This is a genomic window from Planomonospora parontospora, assembly GCA_014647935.1.
In the GTDB taxonomy this organism is placed as follows: Bacteria; Actinomycetota; Actinomycetes; order Streptosporangiales; family Streptosporangiaceae; genus Planomonospora; species Planomonospora parontospora.
The window spans coordinates 21,237-47,663 of the sequence record BMQD01000005.1; the positions used below are offsets into that span (position 1 = coordinate 21,237).

General features: G+C 72.7%; 21 protein-coding genes and 1 tRNA gene. 13 read left to right on the forward strand and 9 right to left on the reverse strand.

The window, feature by feature from the left end:
- Window positions 1-98 precede the first annotated feature (98 nt).
- Together IEZ07_RS09315 and topA are read right to left on the reverse strand one after the other, a co-directional pair.
- Window positions 99-1,577, reverse strand: a complete 1,479-nt coding sequence (locus IEZ07_RS09315; protein ID WP_191894383.1) for a metallophosphoesterase — start codon at window positions 1,575-1,577, stop codon at window positions 99-101.
- A gap of 310 nt (window positions 1,578-1,887) precedes the next feature.
- Window positions 1,888-4,557, reverse strand: a complete 2,670-nt coding sequence (gene topA / locus IEZ07_RS09320; protein ID WP_191894384.1) for a type I DNA topoisomerase — start codon at window positions 4,555-4,557, stop codon at window positions 1,888-1,890.
- Window positions 4,558-4,716: 159 nt separating this feature from the next.
- Between topA and IEZ07_RS09325 the strand changes: the two genes are divergently transcribed.
- Entirely contained in the window at window positions 4,717-4,902 is a 186-nt protein-coding gene (locus IEZ07_RS09325; RefSeq protein WP_068900476.1) for a DUF5703 family protein, read from the forward strand.
- 415 nt (window positions 4,903-5,317) lie between these two features.
- Here the strand turns inward: IEZ07_RS09325 and IEZ07_RS09330 are convergent, their stop codons facing one another.
- From IEZ07_RS09330 to IEZ07_RS09340, 3 genes are all read right to left on the reverse strand, one after another.
- On the reverse strand, window positions 5,318-6,697 hold the full coding sequence (locus tag IEZ07_RS09330) for a chaplin family protein (RefSeq protein ID WP_191894385.1): 1,380 nt from the start codon (window positions 6,695-6,697) through the stop codon (window positions 5,318-5,320).
- Window positions 6,698-6,931: 234 nt separating this feature from the next.
- On the reverse strand, window positions 6,932-7,561 hold the full coding sequence (locus tag IEZ07_RS09335) for a hypothetical protein (protein ID WP_239319957.1): 630 nt from the start codon (window positions 7,559-7,561) through the stop codon (window positions 6,932-6,934).
- 108 nt (window positions 7,562-7,669) lie between these two features.
- Window positions 7,670-8,977, reverse strand: a complete 1,308-nt coding sequence (locus IEZ07_RS09340) for a M20/M25/M40 family metallo-hydrolase (RefSeq protein ID WP_191894386.1) — start codon at window positions 8,975-8,977, stop codon at window positions 7,670-7,672.
- Window positions 8,978-9,141: 164 nt separating this feature from the next.
- Between IEZ07_RS09340 and IEZ07_RS09345 the strand changes: the two genes are divergently transcribed.
- A tRNA-Leu gene (locus IEZ07_RS09345) sits at window positions 9,142-9,229 on the forward strand.
- Between the two features lie 425 nt (window positions 9,230-9,654).
- Window positions 9,655-11,115: an MDR family MFS transporter gene (locus IEZ07_RS09350; RefSeq protein ID WP_301549314.1), complete on the forward strand. Its 1,461-nt coding sequence runs from the start codon at window positions 9,655-9,657 to the stop codon at window positions 11,113-11,115.
- Between the two features lie 51 nt (window positions 11,116-11,166).
- On the opposite strand, the gene IEZ07_RS09355 is transcribed toward IEZ07_RS09350, so the two are convergent.
- Complete coding sequence (locus IEZ07_RS09355; RefSeq protein ID WP_239319953.1) at window positions 11,167-11,709, reverse strand: GNAT family N-acetyltransferase; 543 nt, start codon at window positions 11,707-11,709, stop codon at window positions 11,167-11,169.
- A 679-nt stretch (window positions 11,710-12,388) separates the two neighbouring features.
- On the opposite strand from IEZ07_RS09355, the gene IEZ07_RS09360 reads away from it, so the two are divergent.
- The 7 genes from IEZ07_RS09360 to IEZ07_RS09390 all read left to right on the forward strand — a co-directional run bounded on the left by IEZ07_RS09360 (window position 12,389) and on the right by IEZ07_RS09390 (window position 21,437).
- Window positions 12,389-13,660: a DUF8094 domain-containing protein gene (locus IEZ07_RS09360; protein ID WP_191894388.1), complete on the forward strand. Its 1,272-nt coding sequence runs from the start codon at window positions 12,389-12,391 to the stop codon at window positions 13,658-13,660.
- A gap of 28 nt (window positions 13,661-13,688) precedes the next feature.
- Complete coding sequence (locus tag IEZ07_RS09365; RefSeq protein WP_191894389.1) at window positions 13,689-15,764, forward strand: hypothetical protein; 2,076 nt, start codon at window positions 13,689-13,691, stop codon at window positions 15,762-15,764.
- A complete protein-coding gene (locus IEZ07_RS09370; protein ID WP_191894390.1) occupies window positions 15,761-17,422 on the forward strand; it encodes a hypothetical protein in 1,662 nt (553 codons plus the stop codon). Before IEZ07_RS09365 ends, IEZ07_RS09370 begins: the two co-directional genes overlap by 4 nt.
- A 45-nt stretch (window positions 17,423-17,467) precedes the next feature.
- The gene (locus tag IEZ07_RS09375) at window positions 17,468-18,460 is read left to right on the forward strand and encodes a MinD/ParA family ATP-binding protein (RefSeq protein WP_191894391.1); all 993 of its coding nucleotides are present in this window, start codon (window positions 17,468-17,470) and stop codon (window positions 18,458-18,460) included.
- Complete coding sequence (locus tag IEZ07_RS09380; RefSeq protein ID WP_191894392.1) at window positions 18,460-19,215, forward strand: hypothetical protein; 756 nt, start codon at window positions 18,460-18,462, stop codon at window positions 19,213-19,215. The genes IEZ07_RS09375 and IEZ07_RS09380 overlap by 1 nt, the downstream gene beginning before the upstream one ends.
- 135 nt (window positions 19,216-19,350) lie before the next feature.
- A complete protein-coding gene (locus IEZ07_RS09385; RefSeq protein ID WP_191894393.1) occupies window positions 19,351-20,664 on the forward strand; it encodes a hypothetical protein in 1,314 nt (437 codons plus the stop codon).
- Complete coding sequence (locus tag IEZ07_RS09390; RefSeq protein ID WP_191894394.1) at window positions 20,661-21,437, forward strand: glycoside hydrolase family 16 protein; 777 nt, start codon at window positions 20,661-20,663, stop codon at window positions 21,435-21,437. The genes IEZ07_RS09385 and IEZ07_RS09390 overlap by 4 nt, the downstream gene beginning before the upstream one ends.
- A 79-nt stretch (window positions 21,438-21,516) precedes the next feature.
- Here IEZ07_RS09390 and IEZ07_RS09395 read toward each other — a convergent pair whose 3' ends face one another.
- Window positions 21,517-21,966: a GNAT family N-acetyltransferase gene (locus tag IEZ07_RS09395; RefSeq protein WP_307729011.1), complete on the reverse strand. Its 450-nt coding sequence runs from the start codon at window positions 21,964-21,966 to the stop codon at window positions 21,517-21,519.
- A 259-nt stretch (window positions 21,967-22,225) separates the two neighbouring features.
- Between IEZ07_RS09395 and IEZ07_RS09400 the strand changes: the two genes are divergently transcribed.
- A complete protein-coding gene (locus IEZ07_RS09400; protein WP_191894396.1) occupies window positions 22,226-23,638 on the forward strand; it encodes an LCP family protein in 1,413 nt (470 codons plus the stop codon).
- Window positions 23,639-23,754: 116 nt separating this feature from the next.
- On the opposite strand, the gene IEZ07_RS09405 is transcribed toward IEZ07_RS09400, so the two are convergent.
- Together IEZ07_RS09405 and IEZ07_RS09410 are read right to left on the reverse strand one after the other, a co-directional pair.
- Complete coding sequence (locus IEZ07_RS09405) at window positions 23,755-24,123, reverse strand: ArsR/SmtB family transcription factor (RefSeq protein WP_068900451.1); 369 nt, start codon at window positions 24,121-24,123, stop codon at window positions 23,755-23,757.
- A gap of 44 nt (window positions 24,124-24,167) precedes the next feature.
- The gene (locus IEZ07_RS09410; RefSeq protein ID WP_204054370.1) at window positions 24,168-24,380 is read right to left on the reverse strand and encodes a hypothetical protein; all 213 of its coding nucleotides are present in this window, start codon (window positions 24,378-24,380) and stop codon (window positions 24,168-24,170) included.
- Between the two features lie 149 nt (window positions 24,381-24,529).
- On the opposite strand from IEZ07_RS09410, the gene IEZ07_RS09415 reads away from it, so the two are divergent.
- Both IEZ07_RS09415 and IEZ07_RS09420 read left to right on the forward strand, forming a co-directional pair.
- Window positions 24,530-25,651: a 3-oxoacyl-ACP synthase III family protein gene (locus IEZ07_RS09415; protein ID WP_191894397.1), complete on the forward strand. Its 1,122-nt coding sequence runs from the start codon at window positions 24,530-24,532 to the stop codon at window positions 25,649-25,651.
- The gene (locus IEZ07_RS09420; protein WP_191894398.1) at window positions 25,651-26,382 is read left to right on the forward strand and encodes a glycosyltransferase family 2 protein; all 732 of its coding nucleotides are present in this window, start codon (window positions 25,651-25,653) and stop codon (window positions 26,380-26,382) included. Before IEZ07_RS09415 ends, IEZ07_RS09420 begins: the two co-directional genes overlap by 1 nt.
- The last annotated feature ends 45 nt before the right edge of the window (window positions 26,383-26,427 follow it).

Sequence of the window (26,427 nt, forward strand, 5' to 3'; positions counted from 1 at the left end):
CCGCGAACCGCGCCGGAGCCCTCGCCCCTCCGACGCCTCCGATGGCTCCGACGGCTCCGACGGCTCCGACGGCTTGAACACCCGACGACTCCGAGGTCTCAGGCCCGCAGTTCGAGCAGGGTGATCTCCGGGGGTGCGCCGACCCTGACGGGTGGACCCCAGAAGCCCGCCCCGCGGGTGACGTAGACCTGCGTGCCGCCGACCTCGCCGAGTCCCGCGACCACCGGCTGCTGCACCGGCACGACCAGGTTGAAGGGGACCATCTGGCCGCCGTGCGTGTGCCCGGACAGCTGGAGGTCCACGCCGTGCTCCGCCGCCTGTACGGCCTGCACCGGCTGGTGGGCGAGGAGGACGACGGACCGCGAGCGGTCCCGCCCGCCGAGCGCCCGCTCGAAGTCCGGCCCCTGGGGGGCGGTTCCCGTTCCGCCGGCGCCTGTTCCGCCGGTTCCCGTTCCGCCGGTGCCGGTGACGTCGTCCACGCCGGCGAGATCGAGGACCGCTCCCCCGTGAGCGATCTCGACGCGCTCGTTGCGCAGTGTGCGGATGCCCAGGCCGCCGAGCTCTTCGACCCACTCGTCCGGGCCGTTCGCGGTGTAGTACTCGTGGTTCCCGGTGACGAAGTAGGAGCCGTAGCGGGACTCCAGTTTCGCCAGCGGGCGGGCGAGCCGGCCCAGATCGGCCACCGTGCCGTCGACCAGGTCGCCGACGACCGCGACCACGTCGGCCTGGAGTGAGTTGATCATCCGGACGATGCGCTCGGAGTGCCCCGTCCCGGTGAGCGGGCCGAGGTGGATGTCGCTGACCACCGCGAACCGCAGCCCGGACAGGCGGGGGTCCAGCCGGGGCAGCGTCACCCTGACGGACTCGATCACCGGGTCGCCGAGCGCCGTCCGCACGCCGTACCCGACCGTGGCCAGCGCGCCCACGCCCGCGACGGCGGCGGCCGTGCGCGCGATGAAGAGCCTGCGGCCGATCGCCTCCGGCTCCCCGCCGCGTGCCGGGGGCTCCGTCCGGCCGGAGGAGCCGTCCCCCACCTCGCGCGACACGGCGGGCTCCCCGACCGTTTCCTCCTGCTCCGGCACCGGGTGCTCCGCGGCCGGGGACTCCGGTCCGGACACCGGCCGTGCCCGGGACTCCGGATCCGGGGACCCCGGGGCGGGAGCCGTCTCCGGGTGCGCGCCTGCTCGGACGGGGACCGGCTCACCGGTCAGGGCCGGTTCGGCCGCGCGGGCGCGGCGCCGGTCCGCCATGCGCCGGGCGAGCGCCGCCTCGGACCTGTGGCGGCTCCGGCGCTCCAGCGCGAACAGGACCAGCGCCCGGGGAATCTCCAGGACCGCCAGGAACACCAGGAGGTAGAACATCACCGCGATCCAGAAGAACCCCGGCCAGGCCAGGAAGTGGCCCCACCCGGCGCGGGAGCCGACGAGCGTCACGGGGACGAGCACGCCCAGGCCCAGCAGGACCCAGGTGAGCACCCGACGGGCCCGGCCGGGAGTCGTGGTCGCCTTCACCAGACGGCGCCAGAGGTAGTAGTGGACCAGAGCCACCACCCCGAAGACCAGCACCACGAAACCCATGACCGCCACCACTCGCCTCTCGCGCCCGCCCGCCGCACTCGGCGCGCTCTGGCCAGAACGCCCGGAGCGGCGGATGCGTTCCCGCAGGTCTGAGAGGATTCTCAGGCCCGCGGACCGGAGGTCTCCCTCGGGTCCGCGGGCCGGTCAGGTCAATCCGCGGGCCGGTCGGGTCAGGTCGCCGCGGGAAACGGCTCCCACGCGGAAGCGCCGCCCGCCGCGGGAAACGGCTCCCACACGGAAGCGCCGCCCGGCCGGGATCCAGGACCCGGTCCCGGGTCTCAGACCGACCCGGGACCCGGCCCGGCGCGGCTCAGGTCTTGGCCTTCGCCTTCGCGCGGGTGGGGCGCTTGGGCGCCGGGCCGCGGGCACGGCGGTCGGCCAGGAGCTCGGCCGCGCGCTCGGTGGTGATCTGCTCGACGTCGTCGTCCTTGCGCAGCGAGGCGTTGGTCTCCCCGTCTGTCACGTACGGACCGAAACGGCCCTCCTTGACCACGATCGGCTTCTTGGAGACCGGGTCCTCACCCAGCTCGCGCAGCGGCGGCGCCGCGGCGGCACGGCGGCCGCGGGTCTTGGGCTGGGCGAAGATCTCCTTGGCCTGGTCCAGCGTGACCGTGAACATCTCCTCCTCGGAGGCCAGCGACCGCGAGTCGGTGCCCTTCTTCAGGTAGGGGCCGAACCTGCCGTTCTGCGCCGTGACCTCCTGACCGTCGATCTCCCCCAGAACCCTGGGCAGCGAGAGCAGCCGCATGGCGTCCTCGAGCGTGACGGTCTCCAGGGACATCGACTTCAGCAGCGAACCGGTCCGCGGCTTGGGGACGTCGGCCTTCTTCCGCTTCTTCGCCCCCTCGGCCGGCGGCGGCTCCTCGGGCAGGATCTCCGTGACGTACGGCCCGTAACGGCCGTCCTTGGCCACGATCATGTTGCCGGTCACCGGATCCCTGCCCAGCTCGCGGTCGCCGGTCGGACGGGAGAACAGCTCCTCGGCCACCTCGGCGGTGAGCTCGTCGGGCGCCATGTCCTCCGGGATGTTCACCCGGGCGCCGTCGCGGTCGAGATAGGGGCCGTAGCGGCCCACCCGGATCACGATGTCGGTGCCCCGGATCGGGAACGAGCTGATCTCCTTGGCGTCGATCTCGCCGAGGTCGCTGACCAGTTCCTTCAGGCCCTCGTCGCCCTCGGCGCCCGCCGCGCTCCCGGTGCCGTAGTAGAACCGGCGCAGCTCGGGCACCCGCTCCGCCCGGTCGTTGGCGATGTCGTCGAGGACCTTCTCCATCTCGGCGGTGAAGTCGTAGTCGACGAGGTGGCCGAAGTGCCGCTCCAGCAGGTTGACCACGGCGAACGCCAGGAAGGACGGCACCAGGGCGGTGCCCTTCTTGAAGACGTAGCCCCGGTCGAGGATCGTCCCGATGATCGACGCGTAGGTCGACGGTCGGCCGATCTCCCGGTCCTCCAGCTCCTTGATGAGCGAGGCCTCGGTGTAGCGCGCGGGCGGCTTGGTGGCGTGCCCCAGCGTGGCGAGCTCGCGCGCGGTGAGCCGGTCGCCCTCGGTCAGGTTCGGCAGGCGCTTCTCGGAGTCGTCGCGGTCGGTGGACGGGTCGTCCGCGCCCTCGACGTAGGCCTTGAGGAAGCCGTGGAAGGTGATCGTCCGGCCCGAGGCGCTGAACTCGACCCGCTCTCCGGAGCTGGACGCACCGCCCACCTTGACCGTGACGGACTCGCCGACCGCGTCCTTCATCTGGGAGGCCACGGTCCGCTGCCAGATCAGCTCGTACAGCCGGAACATGTCACCGGTCAGGCCGGTCTCGCCCGGCGTGCGGAACTCCTCGCCCGAGGGGCGGATCGCCTCGTGCGCCTCCTGGGCGTTCTTCACCTTGCTGGCGTAGACGCGCGGCCTGTCCGGGACGTACGCCGCGCCGTACAGCTTGATGGCCTGGCTGCGAGCGGCGGCGACGGCGGTCTCCGACAGCGTGATGCTGTCGGTCCGCATGTAGGTGATGAAACCGTTCTCGTAGAGCCGCTGGGCGATCTGCATGGTCAGCTTCGCGGAGAAGCCCAGCTTCCGGCTGGCCTCCTGCTGCAGCGTGGTCGTCCGGAACGGGGCGTACGGCTTGCGGGTGTACGGCCGGCGCTCGACGGAGCCGACCGTGTAGGAGGTGCCCGCGAGCCGACCGGCGAGGGCCCGGGCGGCCTCCTCGTCCAGGTGGAGCACGCCGGGGTTCTTCAGCGCGCCGGTGCTCGCGAAGTCGCGGCCCTGGGCGACGCGCCTGCCGTCCACCCCGGTCAGCGTGGCGGTGAACTCGCGCGGGACCTCGTCGCGGCCGGTGTCGAACAGCGCCTGCAGGTCCCAGTAGCTCGCGCTGGTGAACGCCAGCCGCTCGCGTTCGCGCTCCACGACCAGCCGGGTCGCCACCGACTGCACGCGGCCGGCGGACAGCCGGGGCTTGACCTTCTTCCACAGGACGGGGCTGACCTCGTAGCCGTAGAGGCGGTCGAGGATGCGCCGGGTCTCCTGGGCGTCGACCAGCCGCAGGTTCAGCTCGCGCGGGTTGGCCACCGCCTCCTGGATCGCGCGCGGCGTGATCTCGTGGAACACCATCCGGTGGACCGGGACCTTGGGCTTGAGCACCTCGCGGAGGTGCCAGGCGATCGCCTCGCCCTCGCGGTCCTCGTCGGTGGCGAGGTAGAGTTCGTCGGCGTCCTTGAGCAGCTGCTTGAGCTTGTTGACCTGGGCCTTCTTGTCGGCGTTGACGACGTAGAGCGGCTCGAACTCATGGTCGACGTTGACGCCCAGACGGGCCCAGGGCTTGCCCTTGTCCTTCTCGGGGATGTCGTCGGCGCCCTGCGGGAGGTCGCGGATATGGCCGATGCTGGACTCCACGACATAGCCGCGGCCGAGGTACCCGGCGATGGTCTTCGCCTTGGAAGGCGACTCGACGATCACCAGGCGGGTTCCGCCGGCGTTGCCGTTCTTGGCTGGCACGCTGCTTCCTACCTCGCTGTTCGCATTCGTTCCCCGTTCACTTCCCTCTCGGGCTACCCGATCCTGGTCGGGGGCACTCCCGAGGAAAGCCGCAAGGACGCAGAATAAAGCCCGATGAGTGCCGACGTCCCCCAGCCCACCTCTCGGAGACTAACCGCTGTGCTCGACTACTCCTACTTGGTTCTTCATCTCCCGCGCGGCACCTCCAGGAACGCCGCCCGGCAGATCCTCACCGAACACGCAGAATACGGCGGCTGGGAGCTCGACCGTCTGCGACTGTATCCCGACGGCCGCCGGGACGTCCGACTGCGCCGGAAGATCATACGTGCGACCCGGACGATGTGACCCCCGCGGGGTCCGTCCGGAACCGGACATCGACCGTCGTCCACGGACGGGCGGTCACCGCCCAGGGGCGGGCGAAGCGATGTCCACGGACGGCTCCTTCCGCCGGTGAACGGACCGCCGCCGGACGTAACCGGGTGCCGACCGACCGCCCCCGGACATGGCTTTGCCCGTCCCGGGCCACGCCCCCGGAACGGGCAAAGCGTCTGTGCTCCCCCGATGGGTCCGGGGGCGCCCCGCGCCGGGCGGTACGGCGAGCGGCCGGCTGCCGCTCGCCCCGCCCGGCGGGGGCCGGTCTCGGTGGGGCCGGTTCGGCGGGTCTCCGCCTCCCCGGCCCTCGTCTCGCCGGTGCTCTCCTGAGCCTGCCGGAGCCAGGCCTTGAGCCTGCCGCCGGAACCAGGCCTCGAGCCTGCCGGAGCTAGGCCTTGTGCTTGCCGAAGCGGACCCGGCGGGTGGTCGCGAAGAGGGTGGCGGAGGCCGCCGCCATCGCCCCGACCACCAGGGCCAGCAGCGAGCCGGAGGTCATCCCGGTCACGCCCGCGGGCTGGGCGGCGCTCATCAGGCCGATCCCGCCGAGGGCCGGGACGGCGTCGTTCAGGCCGGCCGCCGGGGAGGAGGCGTGCCGGGCGCTGCGGTCCCCGGCCTTCGAGCCGGACGGGTTCGGCAGCTCGGCCAGGCCGGGCACCCCGTCGACCGCGGGCAGCGCGGACGAGGAGGCGCCCCGCATCGCCTGAGCGGCACCGGCGTCCTGGGCTCCGCTCAGCGCCGGGACGACCGGCAGCGCCGGGAGGAGGCCGGAGGTGTGCTTGCCGGGGCGCTTGCCCCACTTGTCGTAGCCGTGGCCGTCGTACCCGTGGCCGGACTTGCCGACGTGCGCGCCGCCGAGGCAGCCCGCGGCGGCGTCGGCCAGAACGGCCACCGCGTTGCCGCAGACGTTGATCGGAGCGGTGATCGGCGCGACCACCTGGTTGCCGCCCAGAATGCTGCGGTCGCCGCTGGTCCGGTTGCCGCCGGCGCCCTTGCCGGAGTTCTTGACCGAGGCGCCGCCCTTGCAGCCCGCGAACGCCTGGCCGAAGAGCGCCCCGACGGAGTTGCCGCAGACGTTGACCGGTGCGGTGATCGGCGCGACCACCTGGTTGCCGCCCAGGATGCTGCCACGGCCGCTGGTCTGGTTGCCACCCGCGCCGGAGCCCTTGCCGTGCCCGTTGTGGTAACCGTGACCGGGCTTGCCGCCGGTGACCGAGGCGCCGCCCTTGCAGCCCGCGAACGCCTGGCCGACGACGGCGACGGCGTTGCCGCAGACGTTGATCGGAGCGGTGATCGGCGCGACCACCTGGTTGCCGCCCAGGATGCTGCCACGGCCGCTGGTCCGGTTGTCACCCGCGCCGGAGCCCTTGCCGGAGTTCTTGACCGAGGCGCCGCCCTTGCAGCCGGCGGCGGAGCGGCCGATGACGGCGACGGCGTTGCCGCAGGCGTTGATCGGAGCGGTGATCGGCGCGACGATCTGGTTGCCGCCGAGGATGCTGTGGTCGCCGCTGGTCCGGTTGCCGCCGGCGCCGGAGCCCTTGCCCGACTGCTCGACGGAGGCACCGCCGACGGAACCGGCCTCCGACTCGCCGATGGCGGCGACGGAGTTGCCGCTGATGTCGATCGGCAGGGTGATCGGGAGGTTGACCTGGTTGCCGCCGCCGATCGAACCGTCGCCCGAGGTGTCGGCGAAGGCCGTACCGGTGCCGAGGGACATGACGCCCAGTGCGAGAAGGGCCGCGGGGGTCGTGCTCTTAACCCACGTACGCATGCTTGAAGCTCCTTGTGGTTCATTCATGGGGGTACCTGACATCTCGTGCGCGAGGTGCGCGGGCAGGCGGGATCCCGGCGGGAGACCGCACAGCGGACGCCCGGCAGCCGTCACGAGACCTGGAATCGCTCATCACCCGTGGTGCGGAACGGCTCCTCCGTCAGGAGGACCAAGGCACGTTCCGCTCGACCGGCGCTTTCGTCTGGAGAAACGCGGCCGGTCCATGGGACGGGATCAGTCGGGAGAGAAGGATGGGTCGTCCGCCGCTGTGCGGACGACGGGCGGGAGCACCCCCGCGAGCGGGGCGCGCTGCGCCCTGAGGCGCGGGTCGTAGTCGAACCGCGCGATGTCTCCCACACTCGGCCCGAAGGAGCCGGATCCACCGCTCGGCTGGGGCACGAACCCGTTCGCCCCGGCGTTGTGGTCGACGGTGGAGGGTGCCGGGAATCCCGGAGTCGACTGGCTGGTGAGCCCGTCGACGCCTCGCCCGGCCATCGCTTCGGCGTTTCCTTCCGCCGGAAGGTCGCCGCTTTCCGTGGGGAAGTCACCGACCTCGGAGGCCGGTCCGGAAGCGGCCGTGTCGAGAGGGCCGGAACCCACCGCCGCAGGCGCCGCCTCTGCCTCCGCGGTGGTGCCCGCGGCCGCCGGAGCGGCGCAGAGGAGCCCGAAGACGACGGCGAGGAGCCATCCGGCGGCGAACAGGCCGCCGACCGCGAGAACTCGCCTGACGACCCGCCGGGCACCCGTCGTGAACCGCGTGGTCCGGATCTCCCGGACGGCGGGCGCACCGGCGGAGAGGAGCACGGGCACGCACGGGACGGCGGGCGGGAGGATCCCCCGCTGCCCTTCCGGCGTGCGTGCCACGCGACCTCCCCAGCTCCTGGCGGGGGCCGCGTGAAAGCGGCCCTCCCTTCGACGGAGAGTTACGCTAGCACTACGTCGAGTCAGTGCAATGGTTTTTCCGCGAACGTCTCAGCAGCCGTCCAGGAAGCGGTCAAGAACGCGCACCCCGAACCGGAGCGAATCCGTCGGAACCCTCTCGTCCACCCCGTGAAACATCCCGGAGAAGTCCAGGTCCGCGGGGAGCCGCAGGGGCGCGAACCCGAATCCGCGCATGCCCAGCCGGCTGAAGGCCTTCAGGTCGGTGCCCCCCGACAGCGTGTACGGCACCGCCAGCGCCCCCGGGTCCTCCGCGACGAGCGCGTCGGCCATCGCGCGCACCAGGGGCCCGTCGAAGCCCGTCTCGATCGCGATGTCGTGGTAGACGAACTCCCTGGTCACGTTGGGCCCGAGCAGCCGGTCGACCGTCTCGAAGAACTCGTCCTCGTAACCGGGCAGGAACCGTCCGTCCACGTGTGCGGTGGCGGTCTGCGGGATGACGTTGGCCTTGTAACCGCCCGCCAGCATGGTGGGGTTGGCGGTGTTGCGGAGCGTGGCGCCGATCATCCGGGCCAGCGGGCCGAGCTTGGCCACGGTCGCCTCGGCGTCGTCGGCGTCGAGCTCCAGTTCCAGGGCCTCGGAGACCTCGGCCAGGAAGGTCTTCACGGTCTGCGTCAGCCGTACCGGCCACTCGTAGCGGCCGATCCTGCCGACCGCCTCGGCCAGCTCGGTGACGGCGTTCTCGTGGTTGAGCATGGAGCCGTGCCCGGCCCGGCCGTGGGCCGTCAGGCGCATCCAGGCGATGCCCTTCTCGGCCGTCTCGATGAGGTAGAGCCTGCGGGCCTCGTCCAGGGAGACGCTGAACCCGCCGACCTCGCCGATCGCCTCGGTGCAGCCCTCGAAGAGGTCGGCGTGGTTGTCGGTCAGCCACTGCGCGCCGTACGAACCGCCGGCCTCCTCGTCGGCGGTGAAGGCCAGCACCACGTCCCGCGGCGGGCGGCGGCCCTCGCTGAGCCGCTGCCGGACGACCGCGAGGATCATCGCGTCCATGTCCTTCATGTCGACCGCGCCGCGCCCCCAGACGCAACCGTCGGCGATCTCCCCGCTGAGCGGGTGGTGGGTCCAGTCGTCGGCGTTGAAGGGGACGACGTCGAGGTGCCCGTGGAGCAGCAGCGCGTCACGCGAGGGGTCCTCCCCGCTGATGCGGGCGACCACGTTCGCCCGGCGGCTGTCCGACTCCAGGATCCGCGGCTCCAGGCCGACCTCGGCCAGCTTCTCCGCGACGTACTCGGCGGCGGCCCGCTCGCCCGGCCCCGTGTTGTCGCCCGCGTTGGTCGAGTCGATCCGGATCAGGTCGCGGCACAGTCCGACGACCTCGTCCTCACCATTGAGCGCGGTCATGTCGACTCCTTCGGTTCGGTACGGCTTGCGCTTCCCATCCTGCCGTCGCCGGAACCCCGTAGGCATCCCCGGGGACCTCGCCGGTAACCGATATGACGTGCGCTCAAAGGTTTGCTAACCTAGGTCCGCCGACGAGGGATGACGGTCTCGCGTGCAGGCACCAAGTCCGGGTGGCGGAATGGCAGACGCGCTAGCTTGAGGTGCTAGTGCCCTTTGCGGGGCGTGGGGGTTCAAGTCCCCCCTCGGACACCAACCCTTTGCACACGTGGAGGCCAGGTACAAGCCTGAGCCTCCACTGGCGTTTCCGGGGCCGGTAGGTCGGCCCCGTCCCGATGCGGACGCGGATCCCCGCCTCGGCGGCGGAGCCTGACTCCCGCAGGGTCCTCACCGGGCCCGCGCCGGGTCTCCGCACCTCCTCGGCCTTCTCCGTGTCGTGCTGCGCCGGCCACCGGTCCCGCGTCTCGACCTCGGCGCGCCCCGGCCAGGCCTCCCCGGCCGGGGCACCGCCGAACCGGTGAAAACCAGATGACATTTCGGATCATGTACCGGAGGCTTGAGCGCGGTCGGTGAGTTTTGTCGGTGGCGCCCGTCACTCTTACATGGCCACTTCCCGTGGGACCGAAGGCCGGCATGCCGGCCGCGGCCACGCCATGTCCGACGACCCCGATCGAGGTACCGTGTCCAGCCGATTGCTCGACTCACCCGCCAAGCCCGCGGCCTCCGCCCCAGGCCGCACGCCGCCCGTGATCCGGTTGCTGGTGCTCGCCACGTTCGTGGTCATCCTCAACGAGACGATCCTGATCAACGCGATCCCGCGGTTGATGAATGCGCTGCACATCACCGAGCAGACCGCGCAGTGGCTCTCGACGGCCTTCATGCTGACCATGGCCGCGGTCATCCCGATCACCGGGTGGTTCCTGCAGCGGGTCTCCACCCGCAGCGCGTACGCCACCGCGATGGGCCTGTTCCTGCTCGGCACGGCGCTGGCCGCCGCCGCGCCGTCGTTCGAGGTGCTGCTGGGCGCGCGCATCGTCCAGGCGTCCGGGACCGCCGTGATGATGCCGCTGCTGATGACCACGCTGATGCAGGTGGTGCCCGAGGCGGACCGGGGCAGGGTGATGGGCAACGTCACGCTGGCCATCTCGGTCGCGCCCGCGATGGGCCCGGCCGTCTCGGGGGTGATCCTCCAGCTCGGGTCCTGGCGCCTGCTGTTCGCCGTGGTGCTCCCCATCGCCGCCGTGATCGCGTGGCGCGGCCTGAAGCAGCTCGAGAACGTCGGCGAGCCCCAGGCGAGCACCATCGACTGGTTCAGCGTGGTGACGGCCGCCGTCGGTTTCGGCGGCCTGGTCTACGGGCTCAGCCGGTTCGAGAGCGGTGACGTCGGTGTCGCCGCCGCGATCGTGGTGGCCGGCCTGGCCACCATCGCCGTCTTCGTCCTCCGCCAGCTGTCGCTGCAGAAGCGGGGCACGCCGCTGATGGACCTGCGCACCCTGCGCCACCGCACCTACACGGTCGCGCTGGTCCTGATGGCGGTGGCCTTCATGGCGATGCTGGGTTCGATGATCCTGCTCCCGCTCTACCTGCAGAACCTCCGCGGACTCAACGAGCTGCAGGCGGGACTCCTCGTGATGCCGGGCGGCCTCGCGATGGGACTGCTCGGCCCGGTCGTCGGCCGCCTGTTCGACCGGTTCGGCGGCCGGGTCCTGGTCATCCCGGGGGCGATCGGGATCACGCTCGCACTGGCCGGTTTCACCCAGATCACGATGACCACGCCGTACTGGCTGCTCCTCGGCCTGCACGCGCTGCTCATGGTGGGTCTGGCCGCGACCTTCACCCCAGTGTTCACCCTCGGGCTCGGAGCGCTCCCCCCGCACCTCTACTCCCACGGCAGTTCGATCCTGAGCACGCTGCAGCAGGTCTTCGCGGCCATCGGCACCGCGCTCGTGATCACCGTGATGAGCGCGCGAGCAGACGTCCTGAAGTCCGCGGGAGTCGCCGGGGACCTCGCCGCCCTCGACGGCATGCGGCTGGCCTTCATCATCGGCGCGGCACTGTCCGTGGTCGTGGTCGTCACCGCCCTGCTCCTCCCGGCCCGGGCGGACAAGGCCGACGGGACCGGGGGAGCCGGCCACTTCTGACGGCGCTCGTCCCGGCCGCGCGGACGGCCGTCCCGGCCGTACGGACCCTCGTCACGGACCTTTCCCGGGCCGCGACAGCCAGAGCCGCTCTCCGTCGTCGAAGCGATCGGTGGGAAGCAGACCCACCCGGCGGGCCACGGCGGCGGAAGCAGCGTGCTCGGGGTGGATGTGCGCCTGGACGAAGACGACACCGCGCGCGCGAAGCCGGCCGGCCACGGCCCGCGCGGCCTCGGACGCGTACCCCTGTCCTTGCCGGTGCAGGCCGACCACCCAGGCGATCTCGGCCCGCCGCCCCCCGTCCGTGACCGTCGCCTGGACGTAGCCGACCGCCTGCCCGTCCGCCTGCCCACGGATGATCCAGTTGTGCCACTCCTCGCTCCCGTCCGGGGAGCGGCCGACGACCTGGCTGGCGTAGCGGGCGCGCAGTTCGTCCAGCGCGGGCGGGGATCCGCCGGTGAAGGCGTAGAGCTCGTCCCCCGCCAGCACTTCCACCATCTCGTCGGCGTCGGCCACGGAGAGAGGGGTGAGGCGGAGCCGCTCGGTCACGATCCGGAGGCTCGCCGCGCCGCCGTCCGCGGACGGGGAATCCCACACGTCCGCCAGTTTCACATGGAACGGCCGGGTCTCCAGCCGTTGCGGGCGGAGCCGTCACCCTCCGTCCGGGGATCCGTCCCCACTCCCGCGCCCGTCCCGGACCGTCGTTCCGTTTCGGATCCCAGCTCCGCCCGCACCCGCAGGCCCTCCTCCGGTGAGCGGCATCCGGCGGGTGGGCCATCGGCGGATGGACCCGCCGTGAACGGTGGACCGGGAATGCCGCCACGGTGATTCTCCGGTGATCTTCGGAGCCGGTCCCCGGGAGCCGGGAACGGTGTAATGGTTGGCATATAAGCGGCATATATGGACGACCCAACCAGGTGGCATGAACATGCGAATGGCATTCATGTCATACGCCTTGTAATGATCATGAATTTCCGGGCGGGTCCCCGGAGGCGGTGGCGCGAGCCCTCTCGCGCCGCCTCGCTGGGGTTCGGCACTAGAGCGAATCTCTAGAGATGTCCTGGTGGGGACGATCTAGGCCTTCCCGACATTCGCCGAATCTCGAGTTTCGGATAGTCCGGATTACGACCCTTATGCCATTTATATGACAGAAGCTTTAAGCGCTAATAACCCCGTCCCTTTACCTTCCCCCGGGATCATTGTCAGTCTAATATCGGGATCTATGTCGCGGCATGCATCAGATTCCCCGGGCAGGCGAGTCTGGCTCTCCCAGCGCATGGATGCCCCTGCCGCACAGGACTTCGACGACGGCCTCTGGGAGCCCGAACGGCTGTCCACGTTCAGGTGGCGGAAGGTCGCCGTGTTCGGGACGGCCGCCACCGTCTTCACCGGAGTGGGCATCTGGATCGTCCTGTCCGGCTCCTCCGGTCCCCGGACCCTGCTCGCCCACACCACGCCCGCCCCCGGCGGGACCTCGTGGGAGGCGGCGGTCCCGCCCCCGTCCGTCGACGCGTCCCCCTCCGGCGCCCACTCCTCGTCCGGCACCACCGAGAAGGCCGGACCCGGAGGAGTGATCGCTCCGGCCACCCCGGTGGATCCGACCGCCGCCGCGGAGCCCCCCGCGGATCCGGCCGCCGAAGAACCTTCCGCGACCACGGCCGAGTCCCCCGTGGACACCCTGCCGACGCGGGTCACCGCCAAGGACGCGCGCCGCATCCACGGCCGCTACGCCCGGGAGCTGTCCATCGCCCAGTCGAAGATGGACGCCAAGGCGATGGGGAAGCTGGAGCACGGCCTCGCCCTGGAGATGTCACGGGCGGCCTTCGAGACCGCCCGCATGGAGGGCACGCAGGTGGCGGCGGGTCTGTGGCCACGTCCGAGGCTCTGGGTGCCCCGCGACTCCACGGGGACCACCGACTGGTTCGTCGCGATCGCCCACCAGGAGGGGGTCGCCCGGATCATGGACGTGATGGCCTCCACCCCGGCCGGCTGGCGGCTGGTGGGTTCCACCGCCGACGTCCGTCCCGTCCCCGCGCCGCTGCCCGAGATCGCCACCGACTCCGAGGGTTACGCCACGAGCCTGCCGGAGAACGCCACGGGCCTGAGCGCGACCCCGCGCCAGGTCGCCCGGGCCCATCTGGCGAGCCTGCAGAGCACCCGGCCGGACGCGCGGTTCGCCGACGGCCCGTGGACCAGCGAGGCCGCGCTGTTCTGGCGGCAGGAGCGCGCCCAGCTGGAGCGGGCGGGCTGGCGGCTCTCGCTGTCCTACCGGCCGGAGGGCGCGGTGCGCTCGCTCATGACCAGTGACGGAGGCGCCCTGGTCTGGTACGCCGCCCGCTCCACCGACCTGCGCACCGCCCGCCGGGCGGGCGCGCTGGTCACGCTGAAGGGTGCGGCCGCGGTCCGCACCGGCAACAAGGCGTTCTCACGCTCGGCGAGCGTGACGTACGGCCGCATGTACGCGGCCTACATCCCGCCCGCCGGTTCCAACGAACGGGTCCGTGTGCTCGGCGAGTGGTCCGAAGTTCTGGAGAGCCACGGCACCTGACGTTCCCACCGGAAGAAGAGGAACATTGATGACGACACCATCACGTAAGCCCTCGCGCGCGACGGTGGTCACTGCGAGCATCGCGATCGGGGTCTTCGCGGCCGGCACCGGCCTCGGAGCCGCCGTATCCGCGCTCTCCCCGCCCGCCGAGGTCGAGACGGTGCAACTCAGCACCGGCACCTACCTCCTCGACGCGCGGACTGGCACGTGGGCGGCCCTGTCCCCGGAGCGGGAGAGTGCGCCGGTCGCGGCGGGAGACCCGGGGACGGCGAGCGCCGCCGGCACGCGGGTCTGCCTCTCCCTCACCCCGGACGGCCGCGTGGTGAGCGGCGGCGGGGAGGGCTGCACCACGCTCTCCTCCGTCGGTATCGCCCTCGCCTCCGCACAGCGACCCGGAAATCCAAGCAGCGATCCGGCTCCGCCGGAGAAGCCCGCCGACCCGCCGAAGTCGTCCGACTCGAAGCCCCGCGACGCCGGCTCCAGCGGCAACTCCGGTGGCAACTCGGGCTCCCGGCAGGCGGCCCCGCAGCAGCAGTATCCCGCCCCGCCCGCGCAGAACCCGGGGAACCGGTCGAACAACTCCAACTCCAACCCCGCTCCCGCGCCGAAGCCGACGAAGCAGATCAGCAACAACCTGGGGGAGGGCAGCAAGATCGTGGACTCCCCTCCCAGCAAGCAGACCGTCAACATGCCTGCGAAGGAGACGCCCCGCAACACCTCCTCTTCCCCGCGTGATACCACGCGCCCCAGCGGCACCGGTGACCGCGACGGCGGGGGAGCATCCACGGACGACCGCCGGTCCACCCCGCCGGGCCGTACGGACGGCCGCACGGACAGTCACACGGACGGCCGCACGGACAGCCGCACAGACGGCCGCACGGACAGTCACACGGACAGCCGCACAGACGGCCGCACAGGCCGTCGTACGGAGAACCATGCGGAGAGGCAGAAGAACACACCGGCGGAGACCAGGAAGCCCACGGACCGGCCTGCGGGGACGGGGAGGCCCACGCACCCGGCGAAGCGGTCCGCGCGGACCGCGAACCCCGAACCGCCCGTGGAGAGAGGCGAGCACGCGCCGCCCTCCGTGAGGACGCTCAAGCCGGCACTGCCCTCCCGGGGAGACCAGGCCCCGCAGGACCGCAGGAACGCCGGAGACCCGCCCGCGCCGCAGGACGAGCACGCGCCCGCACCTGAGGGCGGTGAGAGGAACCCGGAGAACCGGGCACCGGCTCCGGGGGAGACCCAGGCACCGCCCGCCCAGGCCCCCGATGCCCAGGCCCCGGACGCTCAGGATCCGGCCGCGCAGGCCCCGGACACCCGGGATCCCAACGGGTCCGGGAACCAGAACGGGGACGCTCCGCGCTCCGCCGACCTCCCCGCCGAGCAGCGCTCCCCCGACGGTGGCGTCTCGCTCCCGGTCTTCCGGGACCCCGAGCTCCTCCGACGCGCGCAGCAGGCCCTCGGGCTGGACCGGAACATGCGGTACACCGACGCCAACGGCGTGTGGGACCTCAACATCGCTCCGCCGGGCACCCCTCCCTGCCGGAACTACTCGGCCGCCGAGCTGGCGGAGCTGCGCTCCGCCCAGGGCGGCGCGGCCCTCCCCGAGAACGCCGTCCCCCGCGACTCGTGCCAGTGGCCCGCCTTCCTCCGCTGGCTCTTCGCCGACCCGGCCCCTGGTGAGGTCAGCAACTGGACCAAGTTCACCGGCCTCTCCGAGCGGAGCCTGGAACTCGTGGTGACGGACCCGTCCCCCGCTCGGTCCGACGCCCCGCAGAACGGCCAGAACGGCCAGGGCGGTCAGAACGAACAGGGCGGTCAGGGCGGTCAGAACGAACAGGGCGGCCGGAACGGGCAGACCGACCCGTTCGTCCAGCCCGCGCGGCCCGAGGATCGGCCCGCCGGGTCCGGCGGGCAGGAACAGCCCGCTCTGCCCGGACAGCCCGACCCCGGAGGGCTCGGTTCCGTGCCGTCCGACCAGCCCGGTTACGGCGATCCAGGCGGTTACGGCGACCCCGACGGCTACGGTGACCCGGGCGGTTACGGCGACCCGGGCCGCGGCGGGCCCGCTCCGGACCCGGCCGGGTACTCAGGCCCGTGAACTCATCCACCGGAACCGGGAATGCCGTGCTCGGCCCCGGCCAGTGGAGGGCATGGGTGCACGAGCACGGCGCGCACCTACTGGACTACGCCGTCTACCATCTCGGGCCGGAGCGGGCGACGGCGGCGGTGGCCGCCGCCGTCGCCGCGTGCGGCGTGCGCTCCGCCCCGGAGAACGCCCCGGAGAACGTCTCGGTCCGGGCCCGGCTGCTGGCCGTCCTGCGGCGGGACTGCTTCACCCGGCCCGGCCACCGGGACGGATACGTGCCGGGCGGCGGGCCGGGCATGCCGGACGTCCTGCTGATCGAGCAGGGATGGGGACTCGCCGACCCGCTGGGCACCGAGGCGCTGCGGCTGATGTTCCGTCACGAGCTGACCTCGGAGGACCTCGCGTACGTGCTGGCCCTCCCCGTGGAGGAGGTCGACAGGCTGGCGACCAGGACCCAGGACATCATCGAGACGCTCGTGAGCGCCCTGGACGGCCTCGCCCACGGGCGTCCGACCTGCCCCGAGCTGCGCGCGCTGGCCGCTTCCGCGTTCCCCGGCGACCGCCCCGAACCCTCTGGCGGACCCGGTCACGCGCGGGAGGAGCTGCTCGCGCACATCGTCCGGTGCCCGGCCTGCACGCGGCCGATCAACATCCGCTACACGGTCCCGCAGATGATCTCCCATCCTCCGCTCCCTCCGCTCACCCCCGAGGCCGGGACCCGCATCCTGGACGCCGTGCCCGAGGCCTCCGCCCCGCCTGCGGCCGCGGAGCCGCCACGTGCGGGCCTGCCCGCACCCCGTCGCGGTACCGCGCCGTACGCGAAGCCGTACCCGTCACGGGCCGCGAAGCCGTACCCGCCTCGGTCCGCGCCGTCGGCACGGCCTGCGCCCTCGCAGCCCTCCGCGGTGGCTCCTCCCCGGGGGGAGAGGACCGTTCCCCTCGCCGCCCCCGTACCCCCGGCGGCGCCCGCGCCCCCGGCGCGTCCGGAGCACGACACCCCGCTCTACGACGCGCTGCTCTCCCAGATCGCGTCCCGCGCCGGGCAGGCGAACCTCGACGTCCCTCTCTCCATCCCCTCCTCCACCGGGCCCCCCGGTACGGCCCGCGATCCCGGACACCCCCACGACGGACCGCGGGCGCGCTTCGCCGAGGCGCTCACGTGGGCGGGGGACAGGTTCCGGACGACGACGCTGAAGATCATCGTCATCGTCGTCGCCGGCACCGCGGGAACCCTGACGGGAATGAACCTCCTGGGTCCCATCGGCGCTGAGCGCCCTGCCGGGACCCTGCCGTCCTCCAGGCCCCAGGCCGCCGTGACCGTCGCGCCCTCCCCGCCCACGGCCTTCCCCGAGGAGAGCGCGCTCGCCGCAGAGGGCACGCTGGCCGCCCGGGTGCCCCTGCCCGTCGAGGTGACGCTGGACGAGTACGGGCGGGGCAGCATGACCCTGACCGTCACCTCGGGAGACCCGCTGGCCTGGCGCGCGGCGGCTCCCGGCCTGGTGGTGAGCCCGTCCACCGGGACCCTGGAGCGGGGGGACAAGAGTGTGATCACGCTGCGTGCCCTGCGGGTGCGCCACTGGTGCGGTCCCGCCCCCTTCGTCACCGTCCCGCTGACCCTCCACGGACCCGACGACTCGATCTCCACGACGGTGCGCTGGCGTACCTGCTGACGGCCCCGCGCCGACGCGCCGTTCCGCACGAAAGGACCCCCGACGATGACAGAGACCTCCCCCCAGATCCATTCCACCCCGTCCACCCCGTCCGACGCGCAGCTGGAGTCGGTCCCGCTCACCGCGGAGCACCTGCTCACCAACCGGCGGCCGGAGCCCTCCGGCGGCTGGCGGCGGCTCGTCTGGCTGCTCTCCGCGAAGAAGATCATCCCAGCCGAGTCCGCGGCGGAGATCGAGCGGCGCACACTGATCGCCCAGGCCCAGACGCCGGTCGCGCGGGGGCACCACCGGATCGCGGTCATGAGCCTCAAGGGCGGGGTCGGCAAGACCACGACGACCGCGGCCCTGGGAAACACCCTCGCCTCCCTGCGGGGCGACCGGGTGATCGCGATCGACGCCAACCCCGACCGGGGCACGCTCGGCCTCAAGGTCAAGTCGGAGACCGCCGCGACCATCCGCACCCTGCTCGCCGAGGCGCCGCACATCCTCCGCTACGCCGACGCCCGGGCCTTCACCTCGCAGTCCCCGGCGCGGCTGGAGATCCTCGCCTCCGACACCGACCCGGCCGTCAGCGAGGCGTTCAACGCCGAGGACTACCGCACGGTCGCCGGGCTGATCGAGCGCTACTACTCGATCTGCATCACCGACTGCGGGACCGGCCTGCTCCACGGGGCCATGGGCGCGACCCTGGACCTCGCCGACCAGATCGTGCTGGTCAGCCTGGTCGCGGTGGACGGGGCCAACTCGGCCGCCGCGACCCTGGACTGGCTCAACGCCCACGGCCACGCGGACCTGGCACGGAACGCCATCGTGGTGCTGAACGCGGTGGAGCCGAAGACCGACGTCGACCTCGACCTGCTGGAACGCCACTTCAACACCCGGTGCCGCACCGTGATCCGCATCCCCTACGACCCTCACCTCAAGGAGGGCGCGGAGGTGGACCTGGCCCGCCTGCGGCCCACCACCCGGGGCGCCTACCTGCGGCTGGCCGCGGCGGCGGGTCAGGCGTTCAGCCTGCACCCCGACCGGAGCCACTAGTGCCGCCGGCCGTCGAGGACTCCGTGCTCGACGTCGACCTCGGCCCGCCGGGACGCGCGTCCCGGCGGAGGGTCATCGTGGTCCTCGCGGTCGTCGGGCTGATCGTGGCGGCGGTCGTGGGGTGGCGTCTCCTGCGGTCCGGTACGGCTCCGCCGCCGGCCGCCGCCTCGCCCTCCGCCACCGCCCCGGCCGCGGTCACCCTCGCCTCGCCCTCCGCCTACCAGGGCGACGCCGGCTATCCCGTCGGGTTCCCCCGCACCGAGCTGGGCGCGGCCTCGGCGGCGGCGGCCGCGCTGGAGACCGCCTGGACGCTGGACTCCGCCCAGGCCGAGCAGGCCGCGGTCCTGTACGCCCCGCCGGAGCAGCAGGACGAGGCACGCAAGGCCGCGGCGGCCACCGCCCGCGGCTGGCGGGAGACCATCGGGCTGCCCGCGGACGGGAAGCTGCCCGAGGGGGCGGCCCTGCGGACGGAGACGATCGGCGTGCAGTGGCACAAGCGGGCGGAGGACCAGGTGCAGGTCTCCCTCCTGGTGCGGGTGACCGCCACCAAGGGTGCCGAGGACGACGGACCGGCGTACTCCAGTCCCGTCGCCATGAGCGTGCTCATGGTCTGGCATCCCACCGTCCGCGCCGGGGCGGGGGACTGGGTCAACACACCCGATCCGCTGCCCACGGTCGTGCCCCAGGTCGCCCTCCCCGGCACCCCCGAGTTCACCGCGGCCGGCTGGAAGGCCGTCACCGCCCCCACCCGTTGACCGGGCCCCGGTGACAGGGCCCCGTTGGCCGGGTCCCGGTGACCGGGTCCCGCCTCCACCGGTCCCATCTCGTAACCGGCCCGGCCCCGTGACCGGTCCGACTCATATACCGTGACAGATCGAGGAAGAGCCCTCATGCCCCCACGTAGCTCCTCCCGGCGCCTCACCCTCGTCTCCGGACTCCTCCTCGCGGGAGTGTCCGCGGCGGCCGGCGCCCTCACCGCCCAGCCCTGGGTCGCCGCGGCGGCCCCCGGGCCGGCGCCGACCGCCCAGGACGACCCGCAGCCGATCCCGGTGGACCCCGAGCCTCCGGCGGCTCCGGAGTCCGAGGACGGACCCGTTCCCGAAGAGGACGGACCCGCTCCGGAAGGGGAATCCGTTCCGGAAGAGGACGGTCCCGCTCCGGGGGAACGGCCCGAGCAGGCCTCGCAGCCCGATCGGGAGCGGGCTCCGGAGCGCGAGAGCGTGCCGCCGTCCGAGCGGGAGGCCGAGGACGATCCCGCTCCGGACGAGGATGATCCGGCGCCCGCCCCCACCGCCGACGCGCCCTCGGCCGCGAAGCGCGCTCCCGGCGCCGACCGAGGCAGGACGGCGGTGCCGGAGAACCTGGAGCAGCGGAGGGCCGAGCCCTCCCGGAATCCGGTCCGGAGGCCGGCGGACGACACTCCACCCCCGGCGAAACCCTCCGGTCCCGCCGGCACGCCGAGCCCGCAGCGCACCGCACCCCCCGGCGACGCCCCCGAGAAGCCGGACGAGCGGCCGGGCGGCGCGCAGCAGAATCCCGACGGGCAGCCGAGCAAGCAGCCGGCCAAAGACCCGGGCAAGCAACCGGACGAAGGCCAGCAGAAGAACCCCGGCGAGCAGCCGGCCAAGAAACCGCAGAAGGGGACGCAGGAGCCCGTACTGGACGCGACCATCGCCAAGCCCTCACCCGACCCGTCCGGCACACGGCGGCCCGCTCCGCCCCCCGGCTCCTCGGAGAGACCACGGACGGCCGCCCCGAGGCCCGCCGCCACCCGGCGGCCCGCGCCGGCCCCGGCCCCTTCGCGGAGAACCGTCCCGCCCGCTCCGGAGGCCGCCGAGGTCTCGTCGGAGGAGCCGCTCCCGGTCCGCTCCCCGCTGCCGCAGCCGTCCGGCCCCCCGGCCGCACCGGACGTCGTACCGCTTCCCCTGCCGTCGTTCCAGGAGCTCTGCCCGCCCTCCGGCACCGCCGCCACCTGCTGGAATCTCGCTCCCTGGCACGGCCGTACCACCGATTCTCCTGACAGCTCACCTGCGGCGGAGCATGATGGGCAGCAGACGTCGGCGACGCCTCGGTGGGTCTTCGCACTCCCCGCGGCCTCGACGGCAGACCCGTCTGCCAAGGGCCGTTCGGCCCCCGCTCAGGTTGGTTGCTGGGCCTTCAGCCCACCCACGCTCTGCGCCAGATTCCAGGAGAGCAATCCATGATCCTCCGTTCCCGCGCCCGGACAGCCGTTCTCAGCATGGTGACGATGCTGGCCCTGGGCACCGCGTTCGGCGCCGCGCCCGCCGAGGCCTCGTCCGCCTGCCCCGCCGCCCCCGACGGTTCCAGCGCCGCCAAGGCGCGCGGCTGGGGGGCGCCGGTCTGGTGCGCCGAGTTCGAGGACGAGTACCTGGACTCGTCCGACTGGGTCTTCTACGACACCCCCGGGCACGCGGGCAAGGGCCGCCGCACCTCCAAGGAGCTCTACCTGGGCAACGGCGCGCTCTACCTGCACGGCCTGGCCGACGGGACCACGGCGGGCCTCGGCGCCCGCCACGCCCAGTCGTACGGTCGGTGGGAGACCCGAATCCGCCTGTACCGGGGCGCGGGCGCCTACCGGCCGATGGCCCTGCTCTGGCCGAACGGCGGGGGCGGCGGCGAGTACAGCGCCACCCGCGAGGAGATCGATTTCATGGGGGTCTACAACGACCCCCACCGGCAGCGGGCGGACTTCTTCCTGGAGACCCCCAAGGGCGGGCACGAGCTGGGCTACGCCGACGTGGACATGACCACCTGGCACACCTACGCCGTGGAGAACAGCCCCGCCGGGGTCGTCGGCTACCTCGACGGGCGCGAGTGGTTCCGCTCGTCCCACTCCACCCGCAGCCCGATGTCCCTCTGCCTGCAGCTCGACTGGTTCCCCGGCGAGGGCAGCAACGGAGAGGCCTGGATGGAGGTCGACTGGGTGCGCATCTACCCGATGAAGGCCGACGGCTGACGGCCGTACCGGACCGGCCGGCCGGAGCGGTACGGCGGGCCCGCCGCCCGTCCGGGCCGCTCCGGGGACGGGGCGGCCGTCAGAGCCGCATCTCCAGGAGCTGGCCCGGCCACTCGCCCACGGTGAACGGCTCCGTCCTGGTGAAGCCCTGGCTCTCGTAGTACTTCACCAGGCGACCGTCGTCACCGGCGTAGCAGTCCACCCGGACCAGCGAGATCCCCTGCTCGTCCGCCTCGGCACGGGCCCGCTCCAGCAGCGCCGCGCCGATCCCCCGGCCGGGGAAGCGCCGGTCGACGACCAGGACCCGGACGTAGACCTCGGGTTCGGGGGCGGGCGTGACGTAGGGCATCGCCGGTCCGACGACGAGGCAGCCGGCCGGCTCGCCGTCGGCCTCGGCGATGCGCATCCCGCCGGCCGCCGCCCACTCCTCCACCCGTGCCACGCGGGCGGGATCGGTGGAGAACGGCTCGCTGCCCCACTGACCGGTACGGCCCTGCGCCGTCAGCCACGCCACCGCGCTGTCGAACATCCCCAGAACGGCCCGAACGTCATCGGGGCCACCATCTCGGATAACCATCGGCGGATCGTAACAGGAGCCGCGTTCCGCCATCACGCCACGTCAGCGAGGCGCACCGGAGTTTCCCGGAACTCCGCGGAGCGCTCAGTAGACTCGGCGGCAGCCGGAGCACGGCTCCCCTGCCGGGGGCGTACACCCCCGGTCCGTCCCCTTCCGGAGTCACGTCAGGAATCCGGCCCGCAGGCCGGTTCCTCCACGCTGGAGACAACTGGTGAGCAGTGGATCGACCGACGCGCCTCCGAGGCCCGCGGACCCGGTGAAGCCCCGGCGGCGGCGCCGGTGGGTGTGGTGGCTGGTGGCGTCGGTGACGACCGTCACGGTCGGGGTGAGCGCGACGGTGGTCGGCGCGTACGTGAGGCTGTCCGGGAACGTCCGGCACGTCGAGGTCGGCACGGAGGACCTCGGGCCGCGCCCGGTGAAGGCCGCGACCAAGGCGGTGAACGTCCTGATCGTCGGCTCCGACCAGCGTGACGGCAGGAACGCGAAGTACGGGCGGTTCCCCGGGGAGCGGACCGACACGATCATGCTCGCGCACATCTCGCCGAACCGGGACAACGCGGTCGTCGTCAGCTTCCCGCGCGACTCGATGGTCCCGCTCCCCGCCTGCCGGGCCCGGCACGGGCTGCCCGGCCAGCACCCCCACGTGGGGATGATCAACGAGTCGTTCAACTACGGCGGCATCGCCTGCACCTGGAAGACGGTTGAGACGCTCACCGGCATCCGCATCGACCACTTCGTGAAGGTCGACTTCACCGGGTTCAAGGACATGGTCGACGCGGTCGGCGGGGTCGAGGTCTGCGTGCCCGAGCCGGTCAACGACACCAAGGCACTGCTCACCCTCGACGCCGGACGGCAGACGCTCCGGGGCGAGCAGGCTCTCGGCTACGTCCGCGCCCGCTACAGCCTGGGCGACGGCTCGGACATCGGGCGCATCCAGCGGCAGCAGATGTTCATCGCCTCGATGCTGAAGAAGGTGATGAGCGGCGAGACGCTCACCGACCCCGCCCGGCTCTTCGGTTTCCTCGACGCGGCCACCCGGTCGGTCACCACCGACCCCGGCCTCACCCCCGCCGTGATGAAGGACCTCGCGCTCAGCGCCAGGGGCCTGGCCGCGGGGCGGATCCGCTTCGTCACGACGCCGTGGCGCTACTCGCTCGTCCACCCGGGGAAGGTGGAGTGGGTCGAGCCGCTGAGCACGAAGCTGTTCCGTATCGTCGCGCACGACCGGCCGCTCACCGGATCGGGGGTCAGGGGAGGGCAGACCAGGGTGCCGCGTGAGCAGATCGACGTCGAGGTGCGCAACGGGACCTGGCGCTCCGGTCTGGGCACGCTGGTCGCGGCCCGGCTGGAGGAGCGGGGTTACCACGTCTCCCGGATCGGGGACACGGCACGCAAGCCGCGCCCCCGGACCACGGTCGTCTACTCGCCGCGGAGTGCGACGAAGGCGCCGGTCCTCAGCCGCGACCTGCTGGTCTCCGCCGGGCGGCTCGTCCCCGCCGGGACGACGGGCAGGCTGGTCCTGGTGATCGGCGACGACTGGCGGGGGGTCAGGGAGCTGCGTCCGGACGGCGTCGACGGCATCAAGGGCTTCGACGCCACCCACGACTCCTGCGCGAGCGCCTGACGGGCTCGGCCGCCCCCCGCTCCCCGTCCGCCGGTTTCCCCGGCTTCCGGTGGGCGGGCTCGCCGCTTCCGCGGAAGCGGCGGGAGCTCGCGGGCCAGGAGGGTCCTGGGGCGGGGTCAGCCGTGGCGCAGGTGCTCGCGGCTGAGGTCGAGGAGCATGCGCACGTGGGCGTCGGCGAGGCGGTAGTAGATCATCCGGCCGGATCGGCGGCCGACCACGATGCCCGCGGTGCGCAGCAGCCGCAGGGCGTGGGAGACGGCCGTGTCGCTGACCTCGACGGTCTCGGTGAGGTCGCAGACGCACAGTTCGCCGGCCTCCAGCAGCGCGTAGAGGAGCTGCGCCCTGGTCGGGTCGCCGAGCAACCGGAACAGCTCGGCCAGCCGTACGGCCTCCTCCGCAGTGACCAGCCGGTCCCGGGTCGCCGCGACCCTGGCCTCGTCCGGCTCCACTGTCGTGCACGCGTCCAGTCCGGCGACGGCTTCCATGGGCGGTCTCCTGAACAGCTGCTCAAATGATAATCAGTATCGTATCAACCTCCCGGCCGCCGAGCCGCGCTGAGCGGCTCGGCGATGTCCTCCAAGCCCTTGCGCTCCGCCTTGACCCCGAAGAACGCCTCCACCAGCCCGGCCGCGACCATCAGGACCGCACCGATGGAGAAGGCCAGCGCGGTGTCCCCGGGCCTGCCGCTCTCCACCAGGCCGGCGAAGACCAGCGGACCGGCGACGCCGCATTGCCGGGTCAAAGAAGCTTCAGCCGCAGGCCGGTTCCCCTCCTCCCCGGCCATGAGACCTTCCTCACGCCTGGCTCCGTCACTCCCCCTGACTAGGAGAAATGCCATTTCGGGTTATACATTGCGCAGGCACCGGGAGACCTGACCGATTAGGGGGCGCGATGAAGGCCCGTATCACGGGCGTCGCGACGTATCTGCCCGAACGGACGCTGAGCAGCTCGGACGTGGAGCGCCGGATCGAGGGATACGCCCCCCACCGGGGGATCGTCGAGCGCATGACGGGGATCCGGCTGCGGCACGTGGCCCGCGAGGACCAGCAGGCGTCCGACCTGGCGGTGGAGGCCGTACGCGGGCTCGCCCCGCCCGGAGCGGGCGGGTCCTTCCAGCCCGCCGGAGCAGCGGGAGCCGGAGCGGGAGGGTTCTTCCGATCCGCCGGATCCGCCGGAGCCGGGGTGAGCGGGTCCTTCCGGTCGGCCGGAGCAGCCGGGGCCGCCGGGGCCGCCGGGAGGGATCCTGCCGCCTACGCCGACGCCGATTTGATGATCTTCGCTTCCGCCTCGCAGGACATGGTCGAGCCCGCCACCGCGCACATCGTGGCGGCCAAGCTGGGCCTGTCGTGCCCGGTGTTCGACGTCAAGAACGCCTGCAACAGCATGCTCAACGGCATCCAGGTGGCCGAGGCGCTGATCCTGTCCGGGGCGCACCGCAAGGTCCTGGTCTGCTCCGGCGAGACCCCGTCGCGGGCGATCCGCTGGCGGGTCCGGGACCGGGCGCAGTTCGTGGACTCCTTCGCCGGGTACACGCTCTCCGACAGCGGGGCGGCCGTGCTCGTCGAGGCGGACCCCGAGCGCGGCATCTTCCACCGCGACTTCTCCGCCGACTCCGCCGCGTGGGCGGTCGGCACCCTGCCCGGCGGCGGCTCGGTCCACCCCCGCGACCCCGAGTACTCCTACTTTCAGGGCGACGGGCGGCGGCTGAAGGAGGCCTTCGAGCGCATCGGTCCCGACATCTTCCTCAACGCGCTCAAGCGGACCGGCCTGACCTGGGACGACTTCGCCGTCGTGGCGGTCCACCAGGTCGCGATGCCGTACCTGCGCTTCCTGGCCGAGGTGCTGGACATCCCCGAGGACCGGCTGGTCGTCAGCCTGCCCGACCACGGCAACTGCGCCTCGGCCACGCTCCCGCTCCAGCTCGCGCTGGGCTCCTGGGAGCCCGGCGACCGGGTGGCGCTGCTGGGCCTGGGCGGCGGGATCAGCATGGGCGTGATGCTGGCGGAGATGTGATGGACCTGTGGGTGATCGTCCCGGCGTACAACGAGGCCGCCGGCATCGAGGCGACGCTGCGCGCGCTGGCGGCGCAGGACGACCGCGGCTTCACGCTGCTCGTGGTGGACAACGCGAGCAGCGACGGCACCGCCGAGGTCGTCCGGCGGCACGGCGTCCAGGTGATCCACGAACCCCGGAAGGGCACCGGCGCGGCCTCCGACACCGGCGTGCGGTACGCCGTCGCGCACGGGGCGACCCACGTCGCCCGCACCGACGCCGACTGCCTGCCCCGCGCCGACTGGGTGCGGAGCATCCGCCGCGCGTTCGGCGACGGCCTGGAGATGGTCGGCGGGCGGCTCGTGCCCCGGACCGACGAGTTCCCGCTGAGGTTCTGGGAGCGGCGGCTCATCCCGTTCGTGATCGACGTGGCGGCGGCGTTCGGCCGGTTCCGGCCGGGCAACCGGGACCCGCTGCACAAGGGGCCGTACGTGATGATGCCCGGCTGCAACCTCGCGATCACCGCCGATCTCTACGAGCGCGCGGGCGGCTTCCCGCGGACCGCGATCGAGGAGGTCCACGAGGACCGGGCCCTGGTCAACCGGGTCCGCAAGGTCACCGCCGCATACGGCTCCCGCCGCGACGTCGTGGTGTACGGCTCGGTCCGGCGGCTGCGGGCGTACGGCCTGGCCGGCACGCTGGCCTGGTACGCCGACCACCGCTACCGGCCCGACGTGGTCGACATCCGGTGATCCGGACCGTGAACCGGCTGACGGACCGGAGCGTGAACCGGCTGA